12 protein-coding genes are annotated in these 16,067 nt (G+C 43.7%); 7 read left to right on the top strand and 5 right to left on the bottom strand.

Annotated elements, in window-relative coordinates:
• The first annotated feature begins 545 nt into the window (after positions 1 to 545).
• From ACFFGT_RS19665 to ACFFGT_RS19680, 4 genes are all read left to right on the top strand, one after another.
• Entirely contained in the window at positions 546 to 1,373 is an 828-nt protein-coding gene (locus ACFFGT_RS19665; protein ID WP_377024221.1) for a hypothetical protein, read from the top strand.
• Positions 1,370 to 2,332: a hypothetical protein gene (locus ACFFGT_RS19670; RefSeq protein WP_377024222.1), complete on the top strand. Its 963-nt coding sequence runs from the start codon at positions 1,370 to 1,372 to the stop codon at positions 2,330 to 2,332. Before ACFFGT_RS19665 ends, ACFFGT_RS19670 begins: the two co-directional genes overlap by 4 nt.
• A 27-nt stretch (positions 2,333 to 2,359) precedes the next feature.
• Positions 2,360 to 2,737 (top strand): hypothetical protein, encoded by a 378-nt coding sequence (locus ACFFGT_RS19675; protein ID WP_377024223.1) that lies wholly within the window; start codon positions 2,360 to 2,362, stop codon positions 2,735 to 2,737.
• A gap of 393 nt (positions 2,738 to 3,130) precedes the next feature.
• Positions 3,131 to 5,452, top strand: coding sequence for a glycoside hydrolase family 31 protein (locus ACFFGT_RS19680; RefSeq protein WP_377024224.1), 2,322 nt, complete (start codon positions 3,131 to 3,133; stop codon positions 5,450 to 5,452).
• Between the two features lie 213 nt (positions 5,453 to 5,665).
• Here ACFFGT_RS19680 and ACFFGT_RS19685 read toward each other — a convergent pair whose 3' ends face one another.
• The 4 genes from ACFFGT_RS19685 to ACFFGT_RS19700 form a co-directional block, all read right to left on the bottom strand.
• Positions 5,666 to 6,436, bottom strand: a complete 771-nt coding sequence (locus ACFFGT_RS19685) for a TerC family protein (protein WP_377024225.1) — start codon at positions 6,434 to 6,436, stop codon at positions 5,666 to 5,668.
• Between the two features lie 91 nt (positions 6,437 to 6,527).
• Positions 6,528 to 8,363: a glutamine--fructose-6-phosphate transaminase (isomerizing) gene (gene glmS, locus ACFFGT_RS19690; RefSeq protein ID WP_377024226.1), complete on the bottom strand. Its 1,836-nt coding sequence runs from the start codon at positions 8,361 to 8,363 to the stop codon at positions 6,528 to 6,530.
• A 191-nt stretch (positions 8,364 to 8,554) separates the two neighbouring features.
• Positions 8,555 to 9,949 (bottom strand): DUF4270 domain-containing protein, encoded by a 1,395-nt coding sequence (locus tag ACFFGT_RS19695; RefSeq protein ID WP_377024227.1) that lies wholly within the window; start codon positions 9,947 to 9,949, stop codon positions 8,555 to 8,557.
• A gap of 15 nt (positions 9,950 to 9,964) precedes the next feature.
• Positions 9,965 to 10,789 carry a glycogen/starch synthase gene (locus ACFFGT_RS19700; RefSeq protein ID WP_377024228.1) on the bottom strand — a complete coding sequence of 275 codons (825 nt, stop codon included), beginning with the start codon at positions 10,787 to 10,789 and terminating at the stop codon, positions 9,965 to 9,967.
• A 126-nt stretch (positions 10,790 to 10,915) separates the two neighbouring features.
• Here ACFFGT_RS19700 and panC point away from each other — a divergent pair, with 126 nt between their 5' ends.
• Together panC and panD are read left to right on the top strand one after the other, a co-directional pair.
• Positions 10,916 to 11,773, top strand: a complete 858-nt coding sequence (gene panC, locus ACFFGT_RS19705; protein WP_377024229.1) for a pantoate--beta-alanine ligase — start codon at positions 10,916 to 10,918, stop codon at positions 11,771 to 11,773.
• A 166-nt stretch (positions 11,774 to 11,939) separates the two neighbouring features.
• Positions 11,940 to 12,290, top strand: coding sequence for an aspartate 1-decarboxylase (panD, locus tag ACFFGT_RS19710; RefSeq protein WP_110587810.1), 351 nt, complete (start codon positions 11,940 to 11,942; stop codon positions 12,288 to 12,290).
• Positions 12,291 to 12,309: 19 nt separating this feature from the next.
• Here panD and ACFFGT_RS19715 read toward each other — a convergent pair whose 3' ends face one another.
• Entirely contained in the window at positions 12,310 to 12,837 is a 528-nt protein-coding gene (locus ACFFGT_RS19715; RefSeq protein WP_377024230.1) for a hypothetical protein, read from the bottom strand.
• 335 nt (positions 12,838 to 13,172) lie between these two features.
• Between ACFFGT_RS19715 and carB the strand changes: the two genes are divergently transcribed.
• Positions 13,173 to 15,989 (top strand): carbamoyl-phosphate synthase large subunit, encoded by a 2,817-nt coding sequence (gene carB, locus ACFFGT_RS19720; RefSeq protein ID WP_377024231.1) that lies wholly within the window; start codon positions 13,173 to 13,175, stop codon positions 15,987 to 15,989.
• The last annotated feature ends 78 nt before the right edge of the window (positions 15,990 to 16,067 follow it).

The raw sequence follows: 16,067 nt of genomic DNA on the forward strand, positions 1-16,067 counted from the left end.
CAAGCCCGCCAGAGCCGATGGTACTGCGGTAAAACGTGGGAGAGTAGGTCGGTGCCAACCTTTATCACCTTTAATGGTGCAACAAATGCTAAAGCCTTAGTCAACAACTAAGGCTTTTTGCGTTGAATACTATTTGCTCTTCCAGATACAGGGCCCCAGGAACCCTTTCCACCCCCCTCCCTGGCACTGTTCAACTTTTATAGGTGTGAACACCTCGGATTTATTCCTGAAATATTGATATTGATAATCAGCCTGTTATAATTACGTAAAAACTTGCTGAAACCAAAATGAACATCTTGCCATTGATAATCAATTGTTTATAAAATATCATTTAGAAAAGTTGAACACCGGTTTTTAGAAAATTGAACACTGACAAAATAGTGTCACCAGTTTGACCAGTTATGCTGTGTAATTTGAAGGCCTTCCATAATCGTCGGGCAAACAGAGAATGCCACTCGATTAATGATAATAATTCTTCAAGGTTAAAAATTTGTTTATTCTAAATTAATTATATGTAACTTTATAATAAACAGCCAGTTACCGTCATGCCTGTAGAAGCCAATAAAGCTGTTTCACCTTTAAGTTGGGTTATCATAACCGGATTGGGCTTTGTATTGTTCGTGGCAGCTGCGGTAACACTCATGATCTTTAGCAATAGATCCGCTAACTTAAGTCCGCAGGTTTATTTTTTTCTGTTGGTTTTTGTCGCATTAATTGCATCAGGTTTTTTATTCGGAGCATTAAAAGCGCATGCAAAATATAACGGCCAATTGCATAATGGCTCTTTAACCCTTGGCGGGCCGGCAGTGATCTTTTGCCTGATCATTTATTTTGGTTTGAAGCTTTCTCCTGTAGCCGATTCGTTTGATGTCAAATTCATTGTGTTTGGTGATGAAAGTAAAAATGAATTGGTAAATGGTGGAGTGCTTAAGGTACTTTTCAACAAACCCGATTCGGCGAGGATCGAAAATGGCGTTGTAACCTTTAATGAACTCCCAGCAAGCTTACTGGGCAAAAGTATAACAGTTACTCCTTCCGTAGCAGGTTATTACCAGCAAAGCCAGCAGGTAAATATCCCGATTGATGGGCGTACGGTTATTGAACTTCATCTTAAAAAACAAGCCGATTCCTTAACTGTGAGCGGTTTAGTTGTAGATGTGCAAGGGCAGCCGGTACCTGATGTATTGATCGTACTGGCTGATGGGCTTTACAAAACCAATGCGGATCAATTGGGTAATTTCAGTTTAAGCTTGCCGATAAAGGAAGGGACGGAGCTTCCTGTGCGGATTTATAAGGAAAAGAAGTTGCGTTTTAACAGTACACAGGTTTTTTCTTCCAAAGTACCGCTTACCCTTCAGTTAAATAAGTTATGAAATGGCTCGTTTGCATCGTAAGTTTATGTATGGCAGGGCCTGGCGGTTACGGGCAAACTACCGTTTTCAAAGGCGAGCTATTAAGTAATAATGCCTTAGTTAAGAATTATACAATAACTATTGACGGAAACCCGGCAACGACTAATGAATCTGGCGTATTTAGCGCAGCTATCAGTAGTAGCACAACCCAGGTTGAAATTAAAGCATCTGATAAAAGTTATATCGTTGTATACCCGATAGGTGGGCGGGTGCTGATACCTAAAAATCCATCGCTTTTAACGCAGATCGTTTTGGAAAGTTTTCAATCAAGCGGACAAATAAAAAACTATATGGCATCATTGTCGCAATTAAAAGATGCGGCTAAAAAGGGGCAATCCGAAACGAAGGCATTACAAACAAAAATTGATTCTATCGCCGCCAATCTTAAAAAATTGGGTTATTCTAATGAAGATCTTAGGATTGCCCGGGAAAGACAAGACGGCATTGATCTGTTTTATCCCGAGATCAGTGGGGCATTGCAAAGCTATATCCTACAGGCCCAGAGTTTAATGATCGCTTTTAAATTTATAGGGGTATATGCCTTTGTAAACGTTAACGCGCTCACGCAATATGCACAAACTCAAAACGGGTTTAACCAGGCATTTGAAAAATTATACATTAATTATCCTACTTACACAAAGAAAATAACCGATTACTGGGACGATCCGTCGCTTTCCAAAGCCTTTGAAGGCATCGCTGATACGCTGATCTATAGTATCGGTAAAAATAAAATAGTCCCTTTAAATGACCTTAAAAATCAGATCAACCAATATTTTCAGAACCAGATACCTGATAAGGATAAAGACAAGCTAAAAAAGGAGATCCAATTGCAGATAGCGACTCAAGTACCTGCTATTGATGAACAGTTAATAGCAGCAGAGCAACGTGTAAAACAATTCCTAAGCCAGTTGAAAAATTAATAATCATTAATAACTAAGCATTTAATCATGAAAAAATTAAATTACCCCCTTTATGTTATTTTGATCATTATTGCAGCTTTTTCTACCACAACCTGTGGTAAAAGCGACAGTGGTGGTGGTGGCGGTGGTGTTATTGTGCTTTTGGGCGACCTTATAGGTTTCTGGCAGAGCGGCAGCGATTCATTTACTTTTGATGGGCAGGATGGTAAGCTTGGAGGTACGGGAACTATTGGAGGTAGAAGCGGTGACGTGACTAATAGTAAAATTGATAAGACATTAGTTACTTTTGATCTTGTTTTTAATGACGATAATAGTGTTAAGAGCTATTCAGGAACTATAGACCAGTCAAAGAAAGTCTTAAAATTAACCTCATCGGGGACAACTGCTACTTTCACCAAGCAGTAGTCATTTATCTTTGATTATAAAAACGGGCTGCAGTTCCCCTTTTGTCCTAAACCGCAAAAGTCCTAACAGCTAAATAGGACTTTTGCGGTTTAAAGGGGGATCTCCAATTTCAATTAATGCCCGGCAAAGTTTTGGGCCAGCCTTGTTATGGCGATACCTAATTACTTTGGCAGACCAATTGATTTCTATTAGGAATTGATCAAAAAAGATTACCCCAATTAAAAAAAGTACACTATATTCACAGCATCAAAATAGGTGTTAATCTCACACTAAATATAGACTAAATCTGTGATACTCATGACGTTTAAACAATTATCTCACAAAAGCGCAAAAGTTACGCAATCGATTGTGTTAGTTATTTTGCTGGTAGCAAGTATGTTAACTATGCCTGCTATGGCAGCTATCAAATCTTTTAAGAAAGCGGTTGATGGCGTTACCTTCACGCTCGACAAAGGTTTGATGAAAGTACTTATCCGTAAGGATGATCTCATCGAAGTAAAATACACCATTTTTGATGCTTTTGAAACCAAACCATCACTGGTGGTTAATAATAAATGGCTGCAGCATCCAGCTTACCAGGTTGCTGATGGTAAAACTGAAGTAGTTATTACTACAGCGAAGTTGAAGATAAAGGTTAATAAAGCCACCAACGCTATCACCTACACTGATTTGAAAGGTAATGTAATTACTGCAGAAGACAGTGACAGTAAATCGATGACGCCGGCAACCATCGCGGGCATCAGTACCTATAACGTTACCACGCAGTTTACTTCGCCAAAGGATGAGGCTTTGTTTGGCTTAGGTTGTCACCCGCTTGATTCTATGTCAATCAATTACAAGGGCCGTAACCAGGACCTGGCAATTAAATATCTTACCGGTGCTATCCCGGTAATGCTCTCAACCAAAGGTTACGGTTTAATGTGGGACAACTACTCGGCCAGCAATTTTTACGGGGCCGAAGCAGATAATACCAAATTCAAATATGTATCCGAAAGCGGTAAACAGGTTGATTACTTCTTTTTCTACGGACCCGGCTTTGATCACATTATCGACCTGTACCGCACCGCTACCGGTAAAGCACCAATGTTTGGTAAATGGGCTTATGGCTTGTTTCAATCACAGGACCGGTATTTGAGCGAGGACGAGATCCTGACCGTAAAAGACAATTACCGCAATAATCACATCCCTGTGGATGTAATTGTGCAGGACTGGTATTACTGGGACCCATTGCCAATAGGTTCGCATGTGATGAAGCCAGAGCGTTACCCTCATCCGCAGCAACTGGTTGACGCTTTACATAAGGCCAACATCCATGCCATGATCTCTATCTGGCCGGTGTTTGGCAAAGGTACGCCTAATTATGATGCACTGGATAAGATGGGCGGTTTAACGGATATCACCTGGGATAATGTGGTTACCCATACTTTTGATACCTATTACGATGCCCACAACCCCAAAGCGCGTGAACTTTACTGGGACCAGGCCCGTGACAGCCTCATTAAACGCTACGGCTGGGATGCCTGGTGGATAGATCAGTGCGAGCCGGATAACGGAGCCCTGCTTGATGCCCGCCGTCAAAGCAATTTTGCCATTGGCAAAGGCATTGATTATTTTAACACTTATTCTTTACAGCATACCAAAGGCGTGTACGAAGGCTGGCGCAGGGATATTCCGGGTAAGCGTGCTTTCTTTTTAGTAAGGCAGTCGTTTGCAGGTGAGCAGCGTAATGCTTCAACGCTTTGGTCGAGTGATATTGAGTGTACTTTTCATGATTTTAAAGACCAGGTACCGCAGGGAATTAACGCCTGTACATCAGGCATTCCTTATTGGACATCTGACATAGGCGGCTACCATTACCACTGGAAACCTGCCGATTGGTCGCAGCCCGATAAGCGCGAGCTGTTTACGCGTTGGTTCCAGTTTGGCACCTTTTGCCCTATCTTCCGGATTCACGGTAAAGGTGAACGCGCTATCTTCAGCAAAAACTGGGATGAAAATACAAGGTCGATCCTGCTTAATTTCGATAAGCTCCGTTACCGTTTGATGCCATACATTTACTCACTGGCAGGCCGTGTAACTAATGATAACTATACCATTATGCGTTCGCTGGCTTTTGATTACCGTGGCGACGCCAAAGTTTACGGCATTCCTGATCAGTATATGTTTGGCCCGGCCTTTATGGTTAACCCGGTAACCGAGCAATTGTATACCTCAAGCGATGCTGACAAAAAAGCAAAAGCCCGCCAGGTTTATCTGCCTGCTGCCAGCAAGTGGTATAACTTTTGGACAGGCGAACTGCTTGACGGTGGCCAAACCATCAGCGCCGCTGCTCCTATTGAAATATTGCCGCTTTATGTAAAAGCAGGTTCAATTATACCAATGGGGCCAGATGTTGAGTACGCAACCGAAAAGCCAAACAGCAATATCGAGCTCCGTATTTACCCGGGTGCCGATGCCTCATTTAAGTTTTATGAGGATGAGAATGATAACTATAACTACGAAAAAGGACAGTCGGCTACGTTTACGTTAAACTGGAATGATAAAACGCGCAAGCTTACCATATCTGATACTAAAGGACATTTCCCCGGTCAGCTGAAAAACCGCACGTTTAATATTGTGATGGTTAAGGGTGCTCATGGTTCGGATGTGGCTTTAACAGCTAAAGCCGATAAGGTGGTTAAGTATAGCGGTAAAGCGGTTTCAGTTGCCCTATAATATGGGTCATTAAATCATTGGGTCATTAAGTCATTGGCTTAATGTATTGGCCAACAACTAATAAACCGTCATTGCGAGGGACGAAGCAATCCCCAACATACAGAGTCGCTTTTTATAGCCGCCCTGTATAGTTCGCGATTGCTTCGTACCTCGCAATGACGGTTTTTTTATAGCTTAAGTTAATTACAAACGTAAGCAGGTGCTATTTAATGCTTACCCTTTCTTAACCACTTTCTTACTCTTATTCGCTTTCATTTTTAAATTCAGCATCTCCACTAAAACCGAGAATGCCATAGCGAAATAGATATATCCTTTAGGGATATGCTGTTCAAAAGCTTCAGCCAGCAGGGAAACACCGATCAATAATAAAAATGATAGTGCCAGCATTTTTACTGTCGGGTGCTTATTTACAAATGATGCTACACCATTTGATGCCCACATCATAATGCCTACGGCAATTATCACTGCCAGTATCATGATCTCTACATGGCTCGCCATCCCAACGGCAGTGATCACCGAGTCGAGCGAGAAAACGATATCCAATAACATGATCTGGATTATGGTTCCCCAGAACGAATGCCTCTTTACTGTACCTTCCCCTTCTTCCTCCCCTTCAATTTTATGATGGATCTCGGCGGTGCTTTTGTAGATCAGGAACAGGCCGCCGATGATCAGGATCAGATCGCGGCCGGAGATAGCCAGCTTTTCAACCCATCCGGCATCGGTAATACTGAAAACAGAACTCAGGTTAAACAGGGGGGCAGTAAGCGTCATTACCCAGCTGATTGATAGCAGTAACAGGACGCGGGTGATCATGGCCATACCTAAACCAACCCGCCTGCCTTTACTTTGCTGGCTGGCCGGAAGTTTGTCGGATAGGATGGAGATAAATACAATGTTATCGATACCTAAAACGATTTCTAACAATGTAAGTGTGACAAGGGAGATCCAGGACTCGGCCTGGGTAAAGATTTCAAAACTCATAGGGTGCAGGTATTTGTTTCTTTCCAAAAATAACAAAACCCCTGCCGTTGCGGGCAGGGGTTTGCAAAAATAGATTTCCGTTCTTAAAAGCCTATTCAACAGTAACCGATTTGGCCAGGTTACGGGGCTGATCAACATTACAGCCACGCATAACGGCAATATGATAGGCCAGCAGCTGCAGCGGGATGGTTGCCACCAGCGGTACAAACGCTTCGTTGGTTTGCGGGATCTCTATCACGTAATCGGCCATGCCTTTTACTTCAGTATCGCCTTCGGTAACAATGGCTATTACGTGGCCTTTACGCGCTTTCACCTCCTGGATGTTGCTGATCACCTTTTCGTACGATGAATGTTTGGTGGCGATGAACACTACCGGCATGTCATCATCAATCAGGGCGATGGGGCCGTGTTTCATTTCAGCTGCCGGATATCCCTCGGCATGGATGTAAGAGATCTCCTTGAGCTTTAAAGCGCCTTCCAGCGCCACAGGGAACGAACTTCCCCTGCCAAGGAACAGGCAATTGGTCGAATCTTTAAACCGTGTTGCAATTTCTTTGATATGATCATTCGATTTCAGGGCTTCCTGCACCAGGTTCGGGATTTCGTTTAAACCGGTTAAATACTCAACCATTTTGCTTTGGGTAATTTTACCCCGCTGCTGGGCTATATAAAACGCTATCAATGTTAATACACTTACCTGTGCGGTGAAGGCCTTGGTTGATGCAACACCAATCTCTGGCCCGGCATGGGTATAAACACCGGCATGGGTTAAACGCGGGATGGATGCACCAACCACATTGCAAATACCAAAAATGGTAGCGCCTTTTTCTTTAGCCAGCTCAATGGCTGCCATGGTATCAGCAGTTTCGCCCGATTGGGATATGGCTATCACGAGGTCTTTTTCGGTGATAATAGGGTTGCGGTACCTGAATTCGGAGGCATACTCTACCTCTACCGGTACACGGGCATATTCTTCAATTAAATACTCGCCTACCAAACCCGCATGCCATGACGTGCCACAAGCCACAATAATGATCCTGTCGACATTTTTAAGCTTCTCAGTGTACTCTTTTATACCACCCAGCTGAACTTTGCCCTGCTGGGGGTAAATACGGCCACGCAGACAATCGCGGATGGAACGGGGCTGCTCATAGATCTCTTTCATCATAAAGTGATCGTAGCCGCCTTTTTCCAGCATTTCAAGTTTTAAATCGAGCTCCTGGATATAGGGTGTTTGTACCGAATTGTCGATGTTTTTTACCAGCAGGCTTTCGCGCTGTACATAGGCAATTTCGTTGTCATTAAGGTAGATCACGTTTTTGGTATACTCCACAATAGGCGTAGCATCTGAAGCTATGAAATACTCGCCTTTGCCAACACCAATTACCATCGGGCTGCCTTTGCGGGCTGCAATAAGCAGGTCGGGCTCATCTGCACTCATAATCACAATGGCATATGCGCCTATTACCTTATTTAAAGCCACACGTACGGCATCTTTCAAATCCAGGCCCGTTGCCTTTTGAATGTCCTCAATAAGGTGTATTAAAACTTCGGTATCGGTATCGCTTTTAAAAACATGGCCTTTGGCAATGAGGGTTTCTTTGATAACCCCATAGTTTTCAATAATGCCGTTATGGATAATGGTAAGCTTCCTGTCGCCCGATGAGTGGGGGTGCGAGTTACGGTCGCTTGGCTCGCCATGAGTTGCCCAGCGGGTATGGCCCATGCCAATTGTCCCCTTCAGGTCAATATCCTTCACAAACTTTTCAAGATCCTCAACTTTGCCGGCCTTTTTATAAACTTTAAGGTCCTGATCAAGCAGGGCAACGCCGGCGCTGTCATAGCCCCGGTATTCGAGCCTGTGCAGCCCTTTTATAACGATGGGATATGCATCCCTAAATCCTATATAACCAACAATTCCACACATAAAATAATCAAGTATAAATGTTAAACGCCGCAAAATAAACAGCTATATAACACATATCGGCAATAATTATTTTGATTTTTTACGAAAAAGAAGAAGTTTTAAAATACTTAAAAAAGTATTTTAAGAAGTGTAATTGCCTTAAACAAAAAAATCCCCTAAGCGGGGATTCTTTTGTTTATATAAGAGATATCTTACTTGCGGATCTTGGTGTAAATGATATTCATGCGGATACTGTAACCCGGCGTGTTTTTGTCGCTGCCCACTATTACTGCACGGGCCGCTGTTTGTGTTGACGGGGCCACATCAATACCTGTTGTTGTATTAACAAGGGTGGTATCAACCGGGGCAATATAAGTACCATAATCAATTGTTTTTTTACGGATCAGGTCCTGTACAAATGCAGTAACCAGGAAGTGATATTCTTTAGTGGTACGGTTATAACGGCCGCCAAACAAGCTGGTTTGTGAACGCGGATCGCTTGCATTTGCATCCTGTATCAATGTCCTTTGTTTGGCTATATCCAGTTTGTACATGGTTAGCTTAGGTAAAGGCGCATAAGGTACACCTGAACCCGCACGTGGGGTTATAACAATTTCGGCACGGTTTAATACTACTGTTGAGTCAACAAGCTTTTCCAGGCCGGGGAAGCTCAGCTTGGCCCTTAAGCCTGCAAGTCCCTGAAGGTAAACCGTATTTTGTGATGTTGTTGTATTATTCAGAGCAGCCTGGATAGTAGTACTATAGGTATGCGTAACCTCGGCTGCACGGTTAAAGAACGGCAAAATTACCGATGCCGTATCGATGGTATTGGTTGAGGCCGTTGTAACAACTTTATAAAAAACGTCAATTTCTGATGTATTAAGATCAAGCTGTATGATACCGCCTGCGTCGCTGGCCTGTCCTCTTTCTAACGAAAGGTATAACCCTTTTACTGTACTTTGGAAGGTTGAAGGCGATGCCAGTATTGTTCCGCTTGCGTTAAACAGGTTATTATAAATAAAAGCTTTACTAAGTGGTACACGTAACTGAGGTGCCACACGCTGAACGGTATCGGTCGAGTCGGCACGGATGCGGTCTATAGTGATACTGTCATGTGTACGGGCTGTAAAGGTTTTGGAGCCAAGCAAAGCGCTCAGATCGGCATCCCAGTGGTTGTTGCTGTAGTAGGTTTTACTTTCTATCTTTTTTTGAAGCTGATAAACATTTAATTTATAGCGGGAAGCCAGCGAATCGCCATAAAAACCGTCGGCATACTTCAATACAAGTATAGCCGAGTCGATTGTCAGGGTACCTGCAGGAACCGAGTACGCAGCACCATTTGGAAGGTTAACGCCTATGGCAACAATACTTTTGGTTGTGCCGAATACAGGGTCGACAAAATTGGCAAGCGGTGTCCTGGCCTGGCCGGATGTAGCCGCTGTATCTTCTGCAACAGTGTTAATAACAATGTTGGTATCAACTATCAGGCTGCCGTTGATCTCGTTTTGATCATTGATCCCCAAACCAATACCATCCTGGCGTTTACAACTGTTCAAAATAAAAAGACTTATTAACAGGGTCAATAAGTCTAATCGGAAAAATTTCATATATAATATTAAGTCTTATGCAACATGCACCAATTCGTCGTTGGTAATTTCGTCGTAAAAATTGTAATAATTTTCGAAATCTGCGGTAGAATCAAATTCTAAAACCGATTTATTGCTGTTTTTAACATTATTTAACACATCAGCATCAATATCAGGGCTACCTAAAACAATACCGTCTGAATACTGAATTGCACCGGCATACAGCGCTGAATTAGTGCCTTGTTTGTAAGGCTCAACGTGTTGCTCGTTCATGTTGCTCATGATGGCTTTTGTAGCAAAGTCATCGTGTAATTTCTCCTTAAAATCATTTTCATAAATTGAGTAAATGATTTTTGAGTGTTTAAATGTAGGATCGTCTTTGTAGGTTGTTTTAAGATAAGCCGGCACTAATGCGCTCATCCAGCCGTGGCAATGGATCACATCCGGTGCCCAACCTAATTTTTTAACAGTTTCCAATGCGCCTTTGCAAAAGAAAATCATGCGCTCGTCATTGTCGGCGTAAAATTTACCTTCTTTGTCTGCAAATACATGTTTACGCTGAAAATATTCTTCATTATCCAAAAAATACACCTGCATACGCGCCGCCGGGATAGATGCTACTTTGATGATCAGCGGGTTATCATTATCATCGATGATAATATTCATACCCGATAACCGGATCACCTCATGGAGCCTGTTCCTGCGCTCGTTAATATTGCCAAAACGCGGCATAAGGATACGGATCTCGTAACCTTTCTCCTGCATGGCCTGCGGAAGTTGGCGTGTTATTTCAGCAATTTTTGTGAGTTCAAGGAAAGGGGACATTTCATGAGTTATAAACAAAAGCTTAGATTTACCCATCACTAAATCAGTATTTAAAATGTAAAGAAGTCAAAAAATTTGAGTTTGCAAATATAACTAATATTATATAAACTGCCAACGAATTATGCAAGTAACTTTTGGTTTATTTTAATCAATTGTACACCTTTGCCAGATTTTGTAATACCTGTTGCATTGAAAATATTCACCACCAAAAAAGAGATAACGGATTACTTTAACCGTAAGCCGGTAAAGGTAATTGGCTATGTGGCCACCATGGGCGCACTGCATAAAGGGCATCTGGGACTTATTGAACTGGCAAAACAGCAAAGCACCCAGGTGGTTTGCAGTATTTTTGTAAACCCCACCCAGTTTAATGACCCAAAAGATCTGGAAAAATACCCCCGGCCTATAAACGAGGATATCCGCCTGCTGGAAGCTGCCGGCTGTGATATTTTGTTCAATCCGCAGGTTACCGAGATGTATGATGATAATGAGAAATGGCATTTTGAACTCGGGAACCTGGAACATTTGCTGGAAGGAAAATTCAGGCCGGGACATTACCAGGGCGTAACACAGGTAGTGTATAAACTGTTCAATATTATTAAGCCCGACATCGCCTTTTTTGGGCAGAAAGATTATCAGCAGGTCCTGGTGATCAGCAAAATGGTGGAGGCATTAGAGATGTCTGTTAAGCTGGTGATGTGCCCCATTGAGCGTGAACCCGACGGCCTGGCCATGAGCTCAAGGAACATCCATCTCAGCCCGTACGATAGGGAACATTCGCTTATTCTTTCCAAAACACTTAACTGGGTTAAAGAAAATTTCGACATTAATAAAATTGACACCCTGCAACAACAGGCCGCTCAAATGGTAAGCAGCGAGCCAGGTGTTGAACTGGAATATTTTGAAATAGCCGATGGCAAAACACTGCACCCGGCCACCCCTGCATCCGAAACCATTGTTGCCCTCGTTGCGGCCCGTGTAGGTAAAACAAGATTGATTGATAATGTGTTGATTGGGTAGTTAATAGTCGATAGTCCATAGACCATGGCCGATAATTCGCTGGTATGCTTGATATGCTGTCGGCTATCAGTAATTGGCTATGGGCTGATTTTTGAGGAAAAATCTTTTACAATCTATGGACTATCGGCTATGGACTATCGACTAAATTTATTCCTAACTTTGCGCCATGATAATTGAAATATTAAAGTCCAAAATTCACCGGGTTAAGGTAACGCAGGCCGAGTTGAACTATGTGGGCAGTATCACTATTGATGAAGACTTAATTGAGGCTGCAAATATCATCCCCAACGAAAAGGTTCAGATAGTAAACAACAATAACGGCGCCCGCTTTGAAACCTATGTTATCAAAGGGGAGCGCGGAACAGGCACCGTATGCCTTAACGGCGCTACGGCCCGTCTGGCACAGGTAGGCGATATCGTGATCATCATGTCGTACGCATACATGGAGACAGAGGAAGCCCGTAACTACGAACCTATTTTGATCTTCCCCGATTCAGATAACAAACTGATTAAATAGATCTTTGAAAAATACCCGGTTAATTTGCCGGGTATGAACCTATCCCTAACGATACTTTCAGGCTTACATCAGTTGCTGCCGCTTTACGCAGGCGGTAAACCATACGGATGCGCACGCTGGGCTGGCGGACCAGCTCATCCAAAAAGTGCGAATTGTCGAGATCAAGTGTGATGCTGTTGCCCGAAGTTGGTACAATATCTTTCCGGATAGCTACCATCACTTCATCGCTGCCATCACTTTTACCCATATATACCCGTAATGAAGAGATATTGCCGATGTTGTAATCTGAAGGGTCCTTTGATTCCAGCTTGGCCGATACGATCCTTACTTCACTTATTTTACCGGCGTTATTACCGTCTTTAGTAAAATCCTGGTCATAACTGTTGCCAATGCTTAAGGCGGTTTGGGGTTCATCAACTTTGGCCGATGCCGGGATTACCATAGTGGCGGTATACGGAAAGGTTGATTTAACAACTGATTGCAGCATGGCGCAGCTGCCAAGAAATAAAATAGCCGCAAGCAAAGGGAAAACGGGCTTCTTTATCATAGTTTTATAAATATATAAAGTATTTGCGGATTGGCGCAATTACAGGTTTAATTGGGATTTTTACAGTGGTGGCTGTAAGTAAATATAGTGAGATTTTACGAAAGTAGCAGGCTTATTGTTTTATAAAAAAGTGCCTTAAAACTTAAATAAAGCTGGGTGGGATTACTGCAATATTAAATCTGAAAAAAAACATAAATGGTGTTTGTTAAAACTCTATCTTTGCACCCCGACGCTGAAGTCGGGACTTCTTGGCTTTCAGCGCATAGGAAAAACCGTTTAAAGGCCTAACAGCCTTTAACTTTTGACTTAGAACTTTTGAATTTAAAAAAAGCCCTATGCCCAAAGACACCTCCATCAAATCCGTTCTGATTATCGGCTCAGGCCCAATCATTATTGGCCAGGCTTGCGAATTTGATTACGCAGGCTCCCAAGCCGCTCTCTCCCTTAAAGACGAAGGTATTACCGTTTCTATCATTAACAGCAATCCGGCCACCATCATGACGGATAAAGTTATTGGTGACCATGTGTACCTGTTGCCGCTAACCTGCGAAAGCATCGAGAAAATTTTAACCGAGCAAAAAATTGACGCCGTATTGCCTACCATGGGCGGCCAAACCGCGCTTAACCTTTGTATTGAGGCAGCCGAACGCGGAATTTGGGAAAAGTTTGGTGTTAAGATTGTTGGGGTTGATATTGCTGCTATCGAAAAAACGGAGAACCGCGAAGCTTTCCGCCAGCTGATGGTTGACATTGGCGTAGGTGTGGCAAAATCAAAAATTGCCAATTCGTTTCTGGAAGGTAAAGAAGCAGCGCAGGAAATCGGTTTTCCGCTGGTTATCCGCCCAAGTTATACCTTAGGTGGTAAAGGCGCAGGCTTTGTACACAAAAAAGAAGAATTTGACGCCGCTTTAAGCCGTGGCCTGCAGGCATCACCAACTCACGAGGTTTTGGTTGAACAAGCCGTGTTGGGCTGGAAGGAATACGAGCTGGAGTTATTACGTGACAGCAATGATAACGTGATCATCATCTGCTCTATCGAAAACTTCGACCCGATGGGGATCCACACCGGCGACTCGATCACTGTAGCCCCTGCCATGACCCTGAGCGATCGCTGCTACCAGGAAATGCGTAACCAGGCTATTAAAATGATGCGCGCCATCGGTAACTTTGCAGGCGGCTGTAACGTACAGTTTTCGGTAAACCCTGCCGATGAATCAATCATCGCTATCGAAATCAACCCGCGTGTATCGCGTTCATCAGCGCTTGCGTCAAAAGCTACAGGTTACCCTATCGCTAAAATTGCCGCTAAGCTTGCAATTGGTTATAACCTCGACGAAATTGAAAACCAGATCACCAAAACAACTTCGGCTTACTTTGAGCCTACTCTGGATTATGTGATCGTGAAAATACCGCGCTGGAACTTTGATAAGTTCAAAGGCGCTAATAAAGAACTTGGCCTGCAAATGAAATCGGTAGGCGAGGTGATGGGCATTGGCCGCAGCTTCATTGAAGCGCTGCAAAAAGCTTGTCAGAGCCTGGAAATTGGCCGCGCCGGCTTAGGTGCCGACGGTCGCCAGAGCCGTAACCTGGAAGAGATCATGCATAGCCTGGAACATCCGAGCTGGGACAGGTTGTTCCACATTTATGATGCCATGAGCCTGGGTGTGCCAATCGAGTCTATCCGTAAGGCAACCAAGATCGACCGCTGGTTCCTGAACCAGATCCAGGAGCTGATCAATCTTGAAGCCGAACTGCGCCGCTACAGTCTCAATAATATTCCTGAAGAGTTTTTCTTCACCCTTAAACAAAAAGGATTTTCGGACGTGCAGATTGCCCACATTTTGGGCAACGTGACCGAGGAAGATGTTTACCAGCGCCGCAAAGCCCTGGGCATGACCCGCGTTTACAAAATGGTTGATACCTGCGCTGCTGAGTTCCCTGCAAAAACTCCGTACTACTACTCAACTTACGAAGGTGAGAACGAATCGGTATCATCCGACAGGAAAAAGATCATCGTATTGGGCTCGGGCCCTAACCGCATAGGCCAGGGGATTGAGTTTGATTATAGCTGTGTGCACGGCCTGCTTGCCGCCAAGGAAGCCGGTTTTGAAGCCATCATGATTAACTGTAACCCTGAAACAGTTTCAACCGACTTTAATATGGCCGATAAGCTGTACTTTGAGCCGGTTTACTGGGAGCATGTACGCGAGATCATCGATCTTGAAAAACCTTACGGTGTAATTGTTCAGCTGGGTGGTCAAACTGCCCTTAAAATGGCTGAAAAAATGCACGAGCACGGTATCCGCATTATCGGCACATCATTCAATGATATGGATATTGCCGAAGACCGCGGCCGTTTCTCCGACCTGTTGAAGGACCTCGATATTCCGTACCCTAAATACGGTGTTGCCGAGAGTGCCGAAGAAGCGCTTGAAGTGGCCCACAAGGTTGGCTATCCTGTACTGGTAAGGCCAAGCTACGTATTAGGCGGCCAGGGCATGAGCATTGTGATTAACGATGAAGACCTGGAGAAAGCCGTTGTAAGCCTGCTGCGCAACCTGCCTGGCAACCGAGTACTGATTGACCACTTCCTTGACCGTGCTGCGGAAGCCGAGTCTGATTCGATCAGTGATGGCGAGGATGTGCACATTGTAGGCATGATGGAGCACATTGAGCCTGCCGGGATCCACTCGGGCGACTCATATGCTGTATTGCCTCCTTTCGACCTGTCAGACAACGTGATCAGCCAGATTGAAGAATATACTAAAAAGATTGCCAAAGCGCTAAACGTGCGCGGCTTGCTTAACATCCAGTTTGCTGTTAAGGATGATAAAGTTTATGTGATTGAAGCTAACCCGCGCGCATCACGTACGGTGCCGTTCATTGCCAAAGCTTATGACGTACCTTACATTAACATTGCTGCTAAAGTAATGTTAGGTGTAAATAAACTGAGCGACTTTACCATTGAGCGCAAGCTTTGGGGCTATGCTATCAAAGAACCGGTATTCTCATACGATAAATTCCCGGAAGTATCCAAAGAACTGGGCCCTGAAATGAAATCGACAGGTGAGGCTATCCGCTTTATCCCTAACCTGCAGGATCCATACTTCAGGCATTTGTACAAAGAGAAATCGATGTATTTGAGTAAATAATTAAAACATTAAACTGCAGATTTTGTAGTTTAACCGGTAATAACGTGAACCTGCAACCCTAATTGCAGGTTCACTATT

Source organism: Mucilaginibacter angelicae, from assembly GCF_042434235.1.
Classification (GTDB): Bacteria; Bacteroidota; Bacteroidia; order Sphingobacteriales; family Sphingobacteriaceae; genus Mucilaginibacter; species Mucilaginibacter angelicae.